The organism is Mesorhizobium sp. M8A.F.Ca.ET.208.01.1.1 (genome assembly GCF_004791315.1).
Taxonomy (GTDB): domain Bacteria; phylum Pseudomonadota; class Alphaproteobacteria; order Rhizobiales; family Rhizobiaceae; genus Mesorhizobium.
Genome location: NZ_SRUT01000001.1, coordinates 184,055 through 200,487, shown reverse-complemented (window position 1 = coordinate 200,487; position 16,433 = coordinate 184,055). Strand labels below are relative to the sequence as shown.

Annotated in this window: 11 protein-coding genes and 1 pseudogene; all 12 read right to left on the bottom strand. The window is 64.0% G+C overall.

The features are described from left to right. Nucleotides 1-109: 109 nt before the first annotated feature. The 12 genes and pseudogenes from EN851_RS00935 to murG all read right to left on the bottom strand — a co-directional run bounded on the left by EN851_RS00935 (nt 110) and on the right by murG (nt 16,432). Nucleotides 110-807 (bottom strand): annotated as a pseudogene (locus EN851_RS00935) (TIGR02453 family protein). Then, the gene (ligA, locus tag EN851_RS00930; protein ID WP_127871685.1) at nt 804-3,008 is read right to left on the bottom strand and encodes an NAD-dependent DNA ligase LigA; all 2,205 of its coding nucleotides are present in this window, start codon (nt 3,006-3,008) and stop codon (nt 804-806) included. Before ligA ends, EN851_RS00935 begins: the two are co-directional and overlap by 4 nt. A gap of 134 nt (nt 3,009-3,142) precedes the next feature. Continuing rightward, nucleotides 3,143-4,816: a DNA repair protein RecN gene (gene recN / locus EN851_RS00925; protein ID WP_127871686.1), complete on the bottom strand. Its 1,674-nt coding sequence runs from the start codon at nt 4,814-4,816 to the stop codon at nt 3,143-3,145. A gap of 183 nt (nt 4,817-4,999) precedes the next feature. Beyond that, on the bottom strand, nt 5,000-5,869 hold the full coding sequence (locus EN851_RS00920) for an outer membrane protein assembly factor BamD (RefSeq protein WP_127279708.1): 870 nt from the start codon (nt 5,867-5,869) through the stop codon (nt 5,000-5,002). A gap of 263 nt (nt 5,870-6,132) precedes the next feature. Continuing rightward, the gene (lpxC, locus tag EN851_RS00915; RefSeq protein WP_127279709.1) at nt 6,133-7,083 is read right to left on the bottom strand and encodes a UDP-3-O-acyl-N-acetylglucosamine deacetylase; all 951 of its coding nucleotides are present in this window, start codon (nt 7,081-7,083) and stop codon (nt 6,133-6,135) included. 280 nt (nt 7,084-7,363) lie between these two features. Then, the gene (gene ftsZ, locus EN851_RS00910; RefSeq protein ID WP_135928342.1) at nt 7,364-9,043 is read right to left on the bottom strand and encodes a cell division protein FtsZ; all 1,680 of its coding nucleotides are present in this window, start codon (nt 9,041-9,043) and stop codon (nt 7,364-7,366) included. Nucleotides 9,044-9,109: 66 nt separating this feature from the next. Further along, nucleotides 9,110-10,417, bottom strand: coding sequence for a cell division protein FtsA (ftsA, locus tag EN851_RS00905; protein WP_010910249.1), 1,308 nt, complete (start codon nt 10,415-10,417; stop codon nt 9,110-9,112). Continuing rightward, nucleotides 10,414-11,355, bottom strand: a complete 942-nt coding sequence (locus EN851_RS00900; RefSeq protein ID WP_135928341.1) for a cell division protein FtsQ/DivIB — start codon at nt 11,353-11,355, stop codon at nt 10,414-10,416. Before EN851_RS00900 ends, ftsA begins: the two co-directional genes overlap by 4 nt. Further along, entirely contained in the window at nt 11,343-12,269 is a 927-nt protein-coding gene (locus EN851_RS00895; RefSeq protein WP_127280468.1) for a D-alanine--D-alanine ligase, read from the bottom strand. Before EN851_RS00895 ends, EN851_RS00900 begins: the two co-directional genes overlap by 13 nt. A 676-nt stretch (nt 12,270-12,945) precedes the next feature. Further along, nucleotides 12,946-13,911: a UDP-N-acetylmuramate dehydrogenase gene (gene murB, locus EN851_RS00890; protein ID WP_135928340.1), complete on the bottom strand. Its 966-nt coding sequence runs from the start codon at nt 13,909-13,911 to the stop codon at nt 12,946-12,948. Further along, nucleotides 13,908-15,308 carry a UDP-N-acetylmuramate--L-alanine ligase gene (murC, locus tag EN851_RS00885; protein ID WP_127871689.1) on the bottom strand — a complete coding sequence of 467 codons (1,401 nt, stop codon included), beginning with the start codon at nt 15,306-15,308 and terminating at the stop codon, nt 13,908-13,910. The genes murB and murC overlap by 4 nt, the downstream gene beginning before the upstream one ends. Continuing rightward, nucleotides 15,305-16,432, bottom strand: coding sequence for an undecaprenyldiphospho-muramoylpentapeptide beta-N-acetylglucosaminyltransferase (gene murG, locus EN851_RS00880; RefSeq protein WP_135928339.1), 1,128 nt, complete (start codon nt 16,430-16,432; stop codon nt 15,305-15,307). The genes murC and murG overlap by 4 nt, the downstream gene beginning before the upstream one ends. Between the last annotated feature and the right edge of the window lies 1 nt (nt 16,433).

The following is a 16,433-nucleotide window of genomic DNA, read 5'->3' as shown; positions in this document are numbered from 1 at the left end:
CGCTGGGCTACAGTATGTCGCGGCGAATTGGATTCGCCGACCTCCTGTAAGCTTATGATTTTATGCATCTCGTTGTCTCGGAACCGAGAACATTTCCGGGCGACATGCATTAGCTTCCCGGCGCCGTGCCCTCGATCGCCCTGCCCCAGTCGAGCAACGGTTTGGCGCGCATGGCGAAATCGACCAGTTCCTCGACCAGTTCCGGCCCGTGGATAGCAGCCGGGTCGATTGCGTGGCGAACGGCGAAGTGCCGGTTGCGGATGGCGGCGACAAGATCTTTGTCGGCGACGTGTTCGAAGCCACGCGGCGTGCGTTTCATGCCGCCTTCGGCATCGAGTTCGAGGCCATTCTTGTTCAACGCCTTCACCATGGCGCGAAACCTCCCTGGCCACATCTCGATGGCCCGGCGCATCGCCAACAGCAGCGCGGCCTCCGGCTGCCACCAGGCGACGCCGGCAAAGCAACCTTCCAGCCCGATATGGACATAGAAGACGCCCTGCTCCATCTTGGTGCCGTCCGGCGACAGGATAGCCGACAGATGCCGGTTATAGGGTCGTTTGTCCTTGGCGAAGCGCACGTCGCGGTTGATGCGGAACAGCGACTTCTTACGATCGCCACGCAGGCCGAGGCCAGCCTGCGCAAAACGCAGCGTAAGCGTCTCGACCAGATCGCCCAGTGGGTCGCGCAATTCCTTTTCGAACAGAGGTCGCGGTTTTCCAGGAACCACTCGCGACTCTGGTGGAAATCCAATGCCTTCAGGAACGGAATGGCCTTTGGGCCGAACCCTTTGAATGCCCCGTCCGTCACGATTTGCCGACCCGCTGCAGCCAGGTGTCCTCATCGATGACTTCGACGCCGAGTTCGCTGGCAAGCTTGAGCTTGGAACCGGCGCCAGGACCGGCCACCAGCAAATCGGTCTTGGCCGAAACCGAGCCGGCCACCTTGGCGCCGAGACGCTCGGCCATCGCCTTGGCTTCCGAGCGGGTCATCTTTTCCAGCGAACCGGTAAAGACGATCGTCTTGCCGGCGACTTCGCTGTCGGCCGAGACGGTGACGATATATGGCTTCGGCTTGACCTGCTGCAGCAGCTTCTCGAGCACGTCGTCATTGCGCTCGTTGCCGAAGAAATCGCGAAGCGCATCGATCACCGTATCGCCAATGCCGTTGATCGATGGGAAGACCGCATGCGGATTCTCCGCCGCCGCAGTCTCCTTGCCGACTCGGATAAGCTCCTCGATGGTCGAGAAGGTTCGCGCAAGTACCGCGGCCGTGGTTTCGCCGATATGGCGGATGCCGAGCGCGAAAATGAAGCGGTCGAGCTCCGGCTCGCGGCGCGAATCGATTGCCGCAAACAGCTTGTCCAGGCCTTCATAGTTGCGGTCCTCGACGCTGCGCACATTCTTGCGCGTCTTGCCGGACGCCGCCTCGCGCTGCCTTGCCTGCTCCTCGCGCCGCTCGGCCAGCGCCTTGGTCACGGCGGGGCGGCGCTCCCTCAGCGTGAAGATGTCGGCGGCTGTCTTGATCAACCCGGCATTGAAGAACGTGTCGATATTCTCCGCGCCCAGGCCTTCAATATCCAGGGCGCCGCGCGACACGAAATGGCGCAGCCCTTCCACGGCCTGCGCCGGGCAGATCAGTTCGCCGGTGCAGCGGCGGCGCGAATCCTCCTTGCCGGTCTTCTCGTTGATCTCGCGCGTCGCCGGCGAGCCGCAGATCGGGCAGGTGTGCGGGAATTCGTATGGCACGGCATCGGGCGGACGCTTGTCGATGACGACACTGACGATCTGTGGAATGACATCCCCTGCCCGCTGGATCACGACGGTGTCGCCGATGCGCACGTCGATGCCGTCGCGGATCGGCTGGCCGGTGCTGTCCAGGCCCTTGATATAATCCTCATTGTGCAGCGTGACGTTTTCCACCACGACGCCGCCGACGGTCACCGGCGCAAGCCGCGCGACCGGCGCCAGCGTGCCGGTTCGGCCGACCTGGATGTCGATCTTCTGCACGGTCGTCATCGCCTGTTCGGCCGGGAATTTGTGCGCGACGGCCCAGCGCGGCTCACCGGTGACGAAACCCCAGCGGCGCTGCAGCTCCAGCTGGTCGACCTTGTAGACGACGCCGTCTATGTCATAGCCGAGCGACGAGCGCTGCTCCTCGATCCGGTGGTAGTGCGCGACCAGTTCCTCGACCGATTTGGCCCGCACCATCAGAGGGCTGATCTTGAAACCCCAATCGGCGAATTTCTGCACCGATTCGTACTGGGTCGGCGCCGGATCGGCCGTAGTATAGCCCCACGCATAGGCGAAAAATTTGAGGTTGCGGCTGGCGGTGACGGAGGGATCCTTCTGGCGCAGCGATCCGGCCGCCGTATTGCGCGGATTGACGTAATCCTGGCCGCCGACAGCCGCCGAGCGCGCCTTGAGCGCCTCGAATTCGGCATAGGTCATATAGACTTCGCCACGGATCTCGATGATTTCAGGCCAGCCTGATCCTTTGAGCTTCGCGGGAATGTCGGCGATGGTCCTCAAATTGGCGGTGATGTCCTCGCCGACCGCACCATCGCCGCGCGTCGCACCTTGCACGAAGACACCCTTTTCGTAACGCAGCGAAGCCGACAGCCCGTCGATCTTCGGCTCGGCGGTGAAAGCGATGTCGAGGTCCTTGTCGCGGTCGAAGAAGCGCCGGCCACGGTCGATGAAATCGGTGACGTCTTCGTCGGTATAGGCCTTGGCGAGGCTGAGCATCGGCACGGCGTGGCGCACCTTGGTGAAGCCTTCCGCCGGTGCGGCACCAACCCTGAGCGAGGGCGAATCCTCACGCACCAACCCGGGAAAGCGCTCCTCGATGGCAAGATTGCGCCGTCGCAACGCGTCATACTCCGCGTCCGTGATCGTAGGTGCGTCCTCGGCATGGTAGCGCCGGTCGTGACCGGCGATCTCTTCGGCAAGGCGCTGGAGTTCGGCTTCAGCCTCGCTTTCGCTGAGCGAATCGACGGGTTTTTCGGCCATGCTTTTTGTCCCTGAACGGTGGCGCGCCACAATAGAGCATGATCGTGAAAGGTGGGAACCGGTTTTCGGAAAAGATCATTCCTGAACAGCAGGATGGAGCCATATCCTGACTCGCCTCATGACGCCCGATAGTCTCATGCCGCGTTTGTATTCTCGCGCAGCAGCCGCTCGGCGGCGGCGCGCGCCTCGTCGGTGATAGTGGCGCCGGCCAGCATGCGGGCGATCTCCTCCTGCCGCGCCGTCCTGTCCATCTCGGCAATTCCGGTCGCGACACGGTCGGTGCTGCCCGATTTGGAGATCAGGAAATGTGTTGCCGCGCGCGCCGCCACTTGCGGAGCATGGGTGACGGAAAGCACCTGGACACGCTTCGACAGCCGCGCCAGCCGCTGGCCGATGGCGTCGGCCACCGCGCCGCCCACGCCGGTGTCGATTTCGTCGAAAACCAGTGTCGGCGCCGAACCGCGATCGGCAAGCGCCACTTTCAGCGCCAGCAGGAAGCGTGACAGCTCGCCACCCGACGCGACTTTCATCATCGGGCCGGGCCGCGTGCCAGGATTGGTGCGCACCCAGAACTCGATCTGGTCGATGCCCTCCTCCATGCGGCTCTCGGCCTCGCTCTTCATCTCGACGATGAAGGCCGCGCGTTCGAGCTTCAGCGCCGGCAATTCGGCCATCACCGCCTTGGTCAGGCCGACCGCCGCGGCATGGCGAAGCGAGGACAGCTGTGCGGCAGCGATGTCGTAGGTTTCGCGCGCGGCGGCGGCCTGCTTTTCCAGTCCGTGCAGGCGCTCCTCGCCGGCATCGAGGTCGGCTAGATCGGCAACCATCGTGTCGCGCAATTGCGCCAGATCGTCGACGGCGACGCTGTGCTTGCGCGAGGCCGCGCGCAGCGAAAACAGCCGCTCCTCGGCCTTCTCCAACCGTTGCGGGTCATATTCGGTGGCGCGAAGCGCCGCCTCGACGCCCGATTGCGCCGCGTCGAGCGACAACATCGCTTCATCCAGCGACTTGACCACGTCCTCGAGCAGCCCGGGCGCCTCCGTCGCCTTGCGCTGCAGCCGCCTCAGCAGGCTGGCCAGTTGCGGCAAGGGCGAGGACGGGCCCGAAAGCACATCCTGCGCGTCGTGGATTTCGGAGGCGATCTTTTCGGCGCGCATCATATGGGCGCGCAGCTCGGCAAGTTCGGTTTCCTCACCGGGCTGCGGATCGAGCTTGGTCAGTTCGGCGACCGCGGCGCGCAGATAGTCGGCCTCCCGGGCGGCGGCCGCCACCTTGGCGCGATGGCGCGTCAACTCCTGCTCGCAGGCGCGCCAGTGCCGCCATGCCTCGCCTGTCGCGCGGACGGCGCCGAGATGGCCGCCGAAAGCATCGAGCACATCGCGGTGCGCGCCCGGATCGACCAAAGCGCGTTCGTCATGCTGGCCATGGATCTCGACCAGTGCGCGGCCGACATCGCGCATCAGCGTCACGCTGGACGGCTGGTCGTTGACGAACACACGGGTACGGCCGTCCGCCGTCTGCACGCGGCGCAGGATGACGTCGCCGTCATCCTCGATGGCGTTTTCGGCAAGCAGCGCGCGCACCGGATGGTTGCGCGGAACATCGAACACGGCAATGACCTGGCCCTGCGACGCGCCATGGCGCACCAGCGAGGCATCGCCGCGCGCGCCGAGCGCCAGCGACAGGGCATCGAGCAGGATGGATTTGCCGGCGCCGGTTTCGCCGGTCAGCACGGAGAGACCCGGCTGGAAGTCGATGTCCAGCTTTTCGATCAGGACGATATCTCGGATCGACAGTCTGGAAAGCATGAGAAACCGGACCTATTGCATGCCGCCCAGAAGTGGACCCGGTTTCGGGATAACGACAGGCACGAAAACAAAAAGATTAAGGCGGCACCCGACAGTTGGAGTCGCAGCGCCGCACTATCTTTTTGTTTGAGCTTCGGATCAATCCGAAAAAGCACACTGCGCGCTTCGCTCGGAGCTCCGCGGTCAGGCGCCGGTGATCAGCTTCCCGGCCTTGGATATCCACGATCCGGCATTTTCGCGTGGCGCCAGACCGTTGCTCTGCAGCAGCTTATAGGAATCCTTGTACCACGAGCTGTCGGGATAGTTGGTGCCGAGGACCGCGGCCGCCGTCTGGGCCTCCGAGGTCAAGCCCAACGCGTAATAGCTTTCGGTGAGGCGGGCGAGCGCTTCCTCGACATGGCGGGTGTTGGAATAGTTTTCGACCACGGTGCGGAAGCGCTTGACGGCGGCGATGTACTCGCGGCGCTCCAGATAATAACGGCCGATCTGCATTTCCTTGCCGGCGAGCTGGTCGTTGGCGAAGCGGATCTTTTCCTTGGCGTCGTCGACATATTCCGACGTCGGCCAGCGCGTCACCAGGTCTTGCATCGTCTGCACGGTCTGGCGTGCTTCCTTCTGGTCCTGCGTCACGTCCTTGATCTGGCGATAGTAGCTGAGACCGATGATGTACTGGGCATAGGGTGCGTCATCCGTGGACGGATAGAGGGCCAGGTACCGCTTTGCCGACTGGATCGCGTCCTCGTAGCTGCCCTTCCGATAGTCGGCAAACGCGCCCATCACCATCGATTTGCGGGCCCATTCCGAATAGGGATGCTGGCGGTCGACGGCGTCGAACTTCTTGCTCGCCTCGTCCAGGCGTCCCGCATTCATGTTTGCGAGGCCCTGATTGTAGAGAACGTCGGCCGGCTCGGTCTGGTCGACATAGGTCGAAAGGTCGATATCTTTCTCCGACGACATGCAGGCCGACAGAAAGAGCGATGGAACAACCACCGAAAGCGCCAGGAAGACAGACCGCTGCGGCGCTTTCGATTGACCGACTCGCTTGAAGAACATGATTGGATTGCGCCCTTTCGGCGTTATTTTAGTGCCTCTTGCATGCTGTTGTCCCAAAAAATGGTCCCCACTTCTAGGCGACATGCATTAATCGACGGCAGCAGCCATAAACCATAACCGCCTTGCCCGGCAACGCTATGTCCAGCCAATCGCACATTTTTGTGGCGACGGACCGCAGCGCGAAAATCTATGCAATTTCGCTGATGGATGATGCATTCATGCAACACCCATACCGCCATGCAATGCGAAAAAGATTAAGAAAATCAGATCATCCAGGGCGCATAGAGCGGCGCGTTGACGGCGTTCATCTCGGCGGCCCGGCCACGCTCGCGGCGTGTCGTCTCGACGATCTCGAAGGCCGTGCGGTCCGACAGCAGGCGCCGCAGCGCGGCGGCGTTCAGCCGGTGGCCGCCGCGATAGGAGCGGAAACAGCCGATGAAGCGCGCGCCGGCCAGCGCCAGGTCGCCCATGGCGTCGAGCGTCTTGTGGCGCACGAATTCGTTGGGGTAGCGCAGGCCACCCATATTGATGACGCGGTTGTCGTCACCGATCACCAGCGAGTTCTCGAGCGAGGATCCCAGCGCATAGCCGGCGGCCCACAGCCGTTCGACGTCCTTCATGAAGCCGAAGGTGCGGGCGCGGGCGATGTCGCGGCGGAAAATATCGGCATTGATGTCCGATGCGAACAGCTGGCGGCCGATCGCCGGGCTTTCGAAATCGATCTCGACCTCGAAGCGGGTGCCGTCATAGGGCCTGAACTCGGCCCAGGAGGCGCCGTTCTCGATGCGGACCGGCTTGACCACCCTGATATAGCGGCGCTTGACGGCCAACACCTCGATGCCGGCCTGGTCGATGGCTTCGACGAACGCCATGGCACTGCCGTCGAGGATTGGGACCTCGTGGCCGTCGATCTCGATGATGACATTGTCGATGCCGAGCCCGAACAGGGCGGCCATGATATGCTCGACCGTGGCGATGTGCTCGCCCGAGGGATCGCCAAGCATGGTGCAAAGGTCGGTGGCGCCGATCTCGGAAAACAGGGCGCGGAACTCACGGCCCTGCCCGTCGCCATTGAGAAGCTGGAACACGATGCCGGTATCGGCATCCGCGGGCAGGAAACTGATGGAAACTTCTTTGCCGCTGTGAACGCCGGTGCCTGTAAGCGACGCGCGCGTCTTCACTGTCGTCTGGTGGTCGTGCAAGACAATCCCCATAAGCCCGTAGTGCCTAGGTCCGCTTCTCCAGCCCGAGGGCGCGGCTCTTGTTAAATCGGCAGGCAGGGCTACTTCCCCCGAAATCCCCGCATACCGACCATGGTAGGCAGCGAAGATAATGTCCCGGCAGGGAGACTCCAAATCACGGTTTCTTACTCTTTGTAACCGCGAACTGGAACCTGTGTGACACGATAACCTATTGATTATACAGCCTTTTAAACGTTAACAGGCAAGCAATTTCTTGCCTGCCTGTTAACAATTGTTACAATCCGTTAACCGCTCAGTTGGCCTGGCGGCGCAGGAACGCCGGAATCTCCAGCTGATCATCGTCCTGAGTCGCCCTCACCTGCGGCGTCAGACGGCCCTGGTCGTCCAGCTGGCCGCGGCGCGGCGCGTAGAGCTGGGCGTCCTGGCTGGCGAGGCGGCGCACTTCCGGTGCGGCCTGGCGCAGCTTGGGCTCGCGCGGCTGCGCCGGCTGCAGCCGTGCAGGCTCCTCTTCGCGGCGGGTCAGGCCATTGGTCAGGCGCTTCAGGAGACCCATCGGGCCGCTGTTCTCATGGTCGGCGGGACGGCTCTTGGCGTCGACCTCCGCTTTCACGACCGGCGGAAAATCCTCGACGCGCGGCATGCGCTGCGGCGCCATCGCCACCGGCTGCTGGACCTCACGCAGCATTTCGCGCGGCTGCGGAGCCGGCTGCATCATCTGCTGGACAACAGGCTGAGGCATCGGTTGCGCGGGCGGCGCCTGGAAGATCTTGCTCTGCGGGCGGAAATCGTCCGCATGGGCGACCGGTGCCGGACGAGCCTGCGCCATGGCAGCGGCGTTCGCTTCGGCCAACTGGATGGCTTCGGCAACAGGATCGGCGGCGCGCGGCTCATACACGGCCTGCTGGACCGGCGCCGGGCGGCTTTCCACCGCGGCGACGGCCGGCCGGGCGGCCGGCTTCGGCGGCGCCGTGCGGATCGAGATCGGCGCGGCGGCGATTTCAGCGGCCGACTTGTCGATGCCGGTCGCGACCACCGAGACGCGGATGACGCCCTCGAGTTCCTCGTCGAAAGTGGCGCCCAGGATGATGTTGGCGTCCTGGTCGACTTCTTCGCGGATGCGGGTCGCCGCCTCGTCGACTTCGAAAAGGGTCAGGTCGCGGCCGCCGGTGATCGAGATCAGCAAGCCCTTGGCGCCCTTCATCGAGGTTTCGTCGAGCAGCGGGTTGGCGATCGCGGCTTCCGCGGCGGCCATCGCGCGGCCTTCGCCCGAAGCTTCGCCGGTGCCCATCATCGCCTTGCCCATCTCGCGCATCACCGAACGCACGTCGGCGAAGTCGAGGTTGATCAGGCCTTCCTTGACCATCAGGTCGGTGATGCAGGCAACGCCGGAGTAGAGCACCTGGTCGGCCATCGCGAAGGCGTCGGCGAAGGTGGTCTTGTCATTGGCCAGCCGGAACAGGTTCTGGTTGGGGATGACGATCAGCGTATCGACGCACTTCTGCAACTCCTCGATGCCGAAGTCGGCCGTCTTCATGCGGCGCTGGCCTTCGAAGTGGAACGGCTTGGTGACGACGCCGACGGTGAGGATGCCCTTCTCGCGGGCTGCGCGGGCAACCACCGGAGCAGCACCCGTACCGGTGCCGCCGCCCATGCCGGCGGTAACGAAGCACATATGGGTGTTGGTGAGATGGTCGAGGATCTCGTCGATGCACTCTTCCGCCGCCGCGCGGCCGACTTCCGGCTGCGATCCGGCACCGAGCCCCTCGGTGACATGCGCGCCAAGCTGGATCAGCCGCGAGGCCTTCGACATGGTCAGCGCCTGCGCGTCGGTGTTGGCCACGACGAACTCGACACCGCGCAGTCCGGCGGTGATCATGTTGTTCACGGCATTGCCGCCGCCGCCGCCAACACCGAACACGGTGATGCGCGGCTTAAGCTCGGTGATGTCCGGCTTCTGCAGATTGATGGTCATTGTCTCCGTCCTTTGCCTTTCACGCCGCTTCGCCGCCGCGGCCGCCTATGGGGCTGTCCCCGTCAATTAGAAACTGTCTCTCAACCACTGACTCATGCGATGCAGTTTTCCACCCGTTCCGGTCATCCTGAGACCGGAAATACCTTTCGCCGGATGGCTCTCGAAGCTCGCCATCTGCGGATAGATCAGAAGCCCGACTGCGGCCGAGAAAGCCGGGCCTTTCGCTGCTTCTGGCAGGCCCGCCACGCCGAGCGGGCGGCCGATGCGCACATTGCGCCCCAGGATGCGGCGTGCCGCCTCGGGCAGGCCGGCCAGTTGGCTGGCGCCGCCGGTGAGCACGACGCGCTTGCCGACCGCATTGCCGTAGCCGGATTTGTTGAGCCGGTCGCGCAGGAGTTCGAGCGTCTCGTCGATGCGGGCGCGCACGATGCGCGTCATCACCGAACGCGGGATCTGCAGCGGCACGTCGCCATCGTCGCCGATCGGCTGGATCGAGACCAGATCGCGGTCGTCGGCGCTGCCCGGCAGCGCCGAGCCGTGCATCACCTTCAGCCGCTCGGCGGCATCGAGCGACGTCGAAAGCCCCTTGGCCATGTCGAGCGTCACATGATTGCCACCGATGGCGATGGCGTCGCCATGGACGAACTTGCCTTCCGAAAACACCGAGATCGTCGTCGTGCCGCCGCCCATGTCGATGCAGGCGGCTCCGAGTTCGAGCTCGTCGTCGACGAGTGCCGCCAGCCCGCTGGCATAGGGCGTCGCCACCATGCGCTCGACCGACAGGTGCGAACGGTTGATGGAGAGCTCCAGATTGCGCATCGGCGCCGCATCACCGGTCAGCACATGCATGTCGACGCCAAGCGCATCGCCCACCATGCCGCGCGGATCGCGCACGCCGCGCTCCGCATCGAGCGAGAAGCCGACGGGCAGCGAGTGGATCACCTCGCGTTCGGCCTTCAGCGCCTGCTTGGCGCCGGCGCCGAGCACGCGCTTGATATCGGCTTCGTCGGCCTCGTGGCCGCCGAGGTTGATGGTGGCCGAAAAGGCTTCGCTCTTCAGTCGTCCGGCGGTCATGTTGACGATCAGCGAATCGACCGTCAGCCCGGCCATGCGCTCGGCGGCGTCGACGGAGAGGCGGATGGCATGCTCGGCGCGGTCGAGATCGACGACGACGCCCGACTTCACCCCTTGCGATTTCTGGTGGCCGATGCCGATCACCTGGATCCGGTGAGAGCGGCCGCGCAGAAGCTTGCCGTCATCGTTCGGCTTCAGCTTGGCCACCATGCAACAGACCTTGTTCGAGCCGACATCCAGCACCGTCAGGGTGCCGGACCGGCGCGACGAGGCATCGCCAGAACCGCCAAGCCAGCTCATATCTTCGTCTCCGGCTTGCGCTTGAGGGTTTTCGGCTTCTCGTTGAGCGCGGCCTCGCGCTGCGTCGCCGCCTGCGGCGTCAGCTCCACGACCAGCCGGTCTGTCAGGCGCATGTCGACAGCGGCGATATCGCGCGACAACAGCCCCTTGTCATGGTCCATCTTGACGAGTTCGGCGAGCGCCTGGTCCTCGTCGTCTTCGGGCAGCTTGACGGTGATGCCGTTGTCCAACTTGAGGTCCCAGCGCCGCTCGCCGACGCGGACATAGCCTTTGATGCGGCTGGCGAGGTCGGGATATTGCTCGATCTTGGCCAGGAAATCAGGCGCCTTGGCCGGCGCGCCGGTGCCGATCAACAGCGGCAGGAGCACCTGCTTGCCGCCCGAGAACGGCGCGATGACGGCGCCATCCTTTTCGATGACGGAGAGATCATCGCCCTGCTGCCAGAGCGCGAAGGCTTCGCGCTCCTCGACGCGCACTTCCAGCGTGTGCGGATAGACCTTGCGCACCGCGGCAATCTCGATCCACGGCAAGGTAGCGATGCGCTCACGCGCGGCCTCGGCATCGAAGCCGATCAGCGACGTCCAGCCATCGAGCTCGAGCCGGTCGAGAATGTCGATCTCGGAAGTCTGGCGGTTGCCGACCACCTTGACCTGATCGACGGCAAAGCCGGCACGGGCGGTGATGCTTTGAATGATGCCGTCGGCATGACCGCCAAGATAGGCGCCATAGGCCCCGCTCGAAGCCAGCAGCATCGACGACATGATCGCGGCGGAGAAGCGCGGCGCCTGAAATTCACCATCACCCAGGCGCGTTAGGATGCGCACCGGGCGGCGAAGCACGCGCGGCAGAACGAAATGGTCCAACGACAATGGCAGGCCGAACAGCGACGGCCCGGCCGCGCCCCTCACCTTGCCCTGTCCCCATTTCAACGCAGACACGAAGCGTCCTCCACCATCCAACTCAACAGTTCACCAAACGAATGCCCGGCATGGGCGGCAATTTCAGGCACCAGAGACGTCGGCGTCATGCCCGGCTGAGTATTGACCTCGAGCCATACAACCTCGCCATTTTCGGAGTGACGATCGTCATAACGGAAGTCCGACCGGGAAACGCCCCGACAGCCGACAGCTTGGTGAGCCTTGAGCGCCAGTGTCTGTATTTTTTGGTAAATATTCGGTGAAACTTTTGCGGGGCATTCGTGTTTTGATCCGCCCGCGACATATTTTGAATCATAGTCGTAGAAGGAATGGCCCGTTGGGATGATCTCGCAGACGCCGAGCGCCACGTCTCCCATGACGGCGCAGGTCAGTTCGCGCCCATGGATGTAGCGCTCGACCATGACGGTATCGCCATATTTCCACTCGGACGACCCGATGACCTGCGGCGGATGCGACTGCCCCTCCGAGACGATAACGACACCGAAGCTCGACCCTTCGCTCACCGGCTTGACCACATAGGGCGGCTTCATCGGATGCTTGTTCTGGATGGAGAAACGATTGGCGACCTTTGATTCGGCGACAGGCACGCCGACCGATTTGACGATCTTCTTCGCCTGCTCCTTGTTCATGGCGAGCGCCGAGGCGAGCACGCCGGAATGGGTGTAGGCAATGCCGAGATATTCGAGGATGCCCTGGATGGTACCATCCTCGCCAAAAGGCCCATGCAGCGCATTGAAGGCGACATCGGGCTTGAGCTCGGCGAGCACCGAACCGACGTCGCGCCCGACATCGACACGGGTAACCTGATAGCCTTCCTGCTCGAGCGCATCTGCACAGGCCTTTCCAGAAGACAGGGACACGGGCCGCTCGGACGAGAAACCTCCCAGCAATACGGCCACATGCTTGTTCTTCATTCCCCGTCATCCCCTCTCACGGCGGACTAAAAACCCAAGGATTTCCGCAACATTGAGTCCGAGTCTCCCGGCAGGTTGCCCCCCAGACGGAAAACGCGGGTAACGCGTCGAACGACTCAAATCAGGAAACGCTTTAGGGCAGAGAATCAGAGAGTTGATTCCCTGGCAAGTGCTTATGATTCCGAGGGATTCACTTTGTGAGAAAACGGATGCGAAAACCGTCTCGCTGAGTCTTTGCGGCAACCATTCACGGCGTTTCTATCCCGTTGAAGTTCACGCATCACGTGAACTTCAATAGCGGCTAGCCAATTCCTCGGCACAGGAGTTCTGACGGATCGACTGAGCCTGCGTTGATTGACGGCATGCCTTGGCGATTAGCCGAAGCGCCAATCACTTCGTCATCCTATGGCGGAGCAAGGAGCGAAGCGACGCGGCGCAGACCATAGGATCCATGCCGCGACCGCGAAGCGTTACGGCGGTGCAGAATTCTGCTCCGCTGCACTCCACGGCCAAGGTCACGGAATGGATCCTCGGGTCTCCGCGACGGAGCTTCGCTCCTGCTCCGCCCGTGGATGACGAAGTCGGAGAGACATCTGCCAATCTCCAAGGTCTGCAATAGCTCGAACGATGGGCGGCTCCGGCCGGCAGACCAGCAACTCGCCAAATCCGCTGTGCCTTAAAGCAACTGGCCCAGGAACTCCTGCACGGCATGTCCGGAACGGAAATTGCCGATGCGCTTGATCTCCCACTGCAGCCGGATGCCCGAATGCTCGAGCACCCGCGCGCGCACCGTCTCGCCGAGATATTCGAGGTCGTAGCCGGTCGCGGTTCCGGTATTGATCATGAAGTTGCAGTGCATCGGCGACATCTGAGCACCGCCGATCATCAGGCCGCGGCAACCCGCCTTGTCGATTTCCTTCCAGGCCGAGGTGCCTTCCGGATTCTTGAAGGTCGAGCCGCCCGTCTTCTCGCGGATCGGCTGCACGGTCTCGCGGTGGTTCTGCACCGCGTCCATCGACGTCTTGATCACCGCCCTGTCCTCGGCAAAGCCTTCGAAGACGGCCGAGGTGAAGATCAGCCCGGCGGGCGCCGCCGAATGGCGATAGGCATAGCCCATCTCGGCATTGCTCAGCGTCAGGGCGTTGCCCCTGCGGTCGAGCGCCCGCACCTCGACGACGCGTTCGCGCGTCTCGACGCCATTGGCGCCGGCATTCATCCTGAGCGCGCCGCCGATGGCGCCCGGAATGCCGTGATAGAAATGGAAGCCGCCAATGCCGGCCTCCAGCGCCACCGCCGCCACACGCTTGTCGGGCGCGGCGGCGCCTGCCCTGATCCTGATCGGGGAAATGACTTCGGCCTCGCCAAAGCCCTTGGCGGAAAGCCTGACGACGAAACCCGGAATGCCGCCGTCGCGGACCAGAAGGTTCGAGCCGACACCGACAATCGTCAGGGGGATCTCTTCGGGAACCGCCTTGAGGAACGCCGCGAGGTCCTCCTCGTCGGCCGGCTGGAACAGTGCCTCGGCAAGGCCGCCTGCCCGGAACCAGGTGATCTTGTCCATCTCGGCATTTGGCGTGATGCGGCCGCGCAGGCCGGCCAGCCGGTCGCCAAGTCTGTCGATCAGGGCCTGGCCGTTCATCATGAGGCGGCGAGCTCCTTCGGCAGCGCATAGGCCCATTGGGTAATATTGCCGGCGCCCAGGAAGACGACGAAGTCGCCGGGCTTGGCGATGTCGCGGATGACAGGCGCGATATCGGCCGGCCCCTCGATGTAGCGCGCGTCGCGATGGCCGCCGGCGCGGATGCGCGACACCAGCGCGTCCGAGGTCACGCCGTCGATCGGCTCTTCGCCGGCGGCGTAGACCGGCGCCACCATCACCGTGTCGGCATCGTTGAAACAGGCGGAGAACTCGTTGAACAGATCGTGCAGCCGGGTGAAGCGGTGCGGCTGGGCAATGGCGATGACACGCCCATTGGTGGCGCTGCGCGCCGCCTTCAGCACCGCCGAGATTTCGACCGGGTGGTGGCCATAATCGTCGAACACGTCGACACCGTTCCAGGAACCGGTATGGGTGAAGCGGCGCTTGACGCCGGCAAAGGACGACAGGCCCTTCTTGATCGCCTCGGCCGACAGGCCGAGTTCGTGCGCGACCGCGATCGCGGCCGTCGCGTTGGACACATTGTGGCGGCCAGGCATCGGCAGGCGCAGGCCCGCTATCGTCGTCTGGCCGCGCCCCTTGCGGTCGCGGATGATCACGTCGAACTCCGAGGTCGCTCCCGCCATGCGGTGGTTGGTGAAGCGCACGTCGGCCTGAGCGTTCTCGCCATAGGTGATGACGCGCCGGTCCTCGATGCGCCCGACCAGCGCTTGCACTTCCGGGTGATCGGTGCACATCACGCCGAAGCCATAGAAAGGCACGTTCTCGACGAACTGGCGGAACGCTTCGCGCACATTGTCGAAGTTGCCATAATGATCGAGATGCTCGGGATCGATGTTGGTGACGACGGCAATGTCGGCAGGCAGCTTGAGGAAGGTGCCGTCGCTTTCGTCGGCTTCGACCACCATCCACTCACCGTCGCCCATGCGCGCATTGGTGCCGTAGGCATTGATGATGCCGCCATTGATGACGGTCGGGTCGAGCCCGCCGGCTTCGAGCAGGGTCGCCACCATCGAGGTCGTCGTCGTCTTGCCATGCGTGCCGCCGATGGCGACAGCCTGGCGGAAACGCATCAGCTCGGCCAGCATTTCGGCGCGGCGGACAATGGGCAGCAATTTCTCCCGCGCCGCCTTCAGTTCCGGATTCGACTTCTTGATTGCCGTCGAGACGACGATGACCTCGGCGTCACCGAGATTCTCGGCCTTGTGGCCGACGAAGCATTCGATGCCCTTGTCGCGCAGCCGCTGCACATTGGCGCTGTCCGCCTGGTCGGATCCTTGCACCTTGTAGCCGAGATTGTGCAGCACCTCGGCGATGCCGCTCATGCCGATGCCGCCAATGCCGATGAAATGCACGAGGCCAATGGTCTGCGGCATCTTCATGGGTGCGCCCCCTTCCTGAAATCCGATACTGTTTTGCGGGACGCAATAGCCTCTGTGAGATCGGCGAGCAACCGTGCCGCGTCCGGCCGGCCGACCGATTTGGCCGCGGCTGCCATCGTCGCGAGCCGCTCCGGCTGGTCTATCAGGGCGCCGAGCAGTGCCGCGATGCGCTCGGACGAAAGCGATGATTGCACATGCACTTCGCCGCCGCCGGCGGCGGCAAGCGCCGCCGCATTGGCCGCCTGGTCGTGGTCGAGCGCAAAGGGATAGGGCACCAACAATGCCGGCCGGCCGATGACGGCGATCTCCGAGACGGTCGAAGCGCCGGAGCGCGAGAGCACCAGATGCGCCGCGGCAATGCGCGCCGCCATGTCGGTAAAGAACGGCGAGACCTCGACGGCGACTCCGAGCGCGGCATAGGCCGCCTTCACCCGCGCCACGTCGTCCGCGCGAGCTTGTTGGGTAATGACGAGGCGTCTGCGCTGTGCATCGGAAAGCAGCGCGACTGCCCCCGGCATGGCATCGGAAAAGAATTGCGCGCCCTGACTGCCGCCGAACACCAGCAGGCGGAAAGGCTCATCCCCGGTTGAAGCCACGTAAGGTGTCCTGGCTGCTTCGAGCACCGCTGGCCTGACCGGATTGCCGGTCGTCACCGTCTTGGCGCCGGCCGCACTCTCATCTTGCGGCAGGAAGCCGCCGGCGATCGCGTCGACGCGGGCGGCCAGCGCCCGGTTGGCGCGCCCCATCACCGCGTTCTGCTCGTGGATCAGCGTCGGCACCTTGCGCCGCGTCGCCGCATAGAGCGGCGGCAAGGTCGGATAGCCGCCAAAGCCCACGACGGCCTCCGGCTTGATCCTGCCGATGACGGCGGAGGCCTGACGCACGCCACTCCAGATTTTCCAGAAGGCGCCAAGCAGGGCGAAGGGGTTTTTCGAGCCCAACGTCGCCGACTGGATGGGATGGATGGCCGCTGCCGGGAAATGGCCGGCAAACCGTTCGGCGCGGGTGTCGGTCGCCAGATGCACCGCCCAGCCGCGCTCGATGAGTTCATGCGCCAGCGCTTCGGCTGGAAACAGATGTCCGCCGGTTCCGCCCGCCGCGAGAAGGATAACGCCTCTGGCCATG

Excerpts from the sequence above, each read along its gene's own strand:
- EN851_RS00920 (WP_127279708.1), bottom strand. The coding sequence starts at position 5,869 with ATGTTCTTCAAGCGAGTCGGTCAATCGAAAGCGCCGCAGCGGTCTGTC.
- murG (WP_135928339.1), bottom strand. The coding sequence starts at position 16,432 with ATGGCCAGAGGCGTTATCCTTCTCGCGGCGGGCGGAACCGGCGGACAT.
- recN (WP_127871686.1), bottom strand. The coding sequence starts at position 4,816 with ATGCTTTCCAGACTGTCGATCCGAGATATCGTCCTGATCGAAAAGCTG.
- ftsA (WP_010910249.1), bottom strand. The coding sequence starts at position 10,417 with ATGAGCTGGCTTGGCGGTTCTGGCGATGCCTCGTCGCGCCGGTCCGGC.
- ligA (WP_127871685.1), bottom strand. The coding sequence starts at position 3,008 with ATGGCCGAAAAACCCGTCGATTCGCTCAGCGAAAGCGAGGCTGAAGCC.
- murC (WP_127871689.1), bottom strand. The coding sequence starts at position 15,308 with ATGAAGATGCCGCAGACCATTGGCCTCGTGCATTTCATCGGCATTGGC.
- ftsZ (WP_135928342.1), bottom strand. The coding sequence starts at position 9,043 with ATGACCATCAATCTGCAGAAGCCGGACATCACCGAGCTTAAGCCGCGC.
- lpxC (WP_127279709.1), bottom strand. The coding sequence starts at position 7,083 with ATGGGGATTGTCTTGCACGACCACCAGACGACAGTGAAGACGCGCGCG.
- EN851_RS00895 (WP_127280468.1), bottom strand. The coding sequence starts at position 12,269 with ATGAAGAACAAGCATGTGGCCGTATTGCTGGGAGGTTTCTCGTCCGAG.
- murB (WP_135928340.1), bottom strand. The coding sequence starts at position 13,911 with ATGATGAACGGCCAGGCCCTGATCGACAGACTTGGCGACCGGCTGGCC.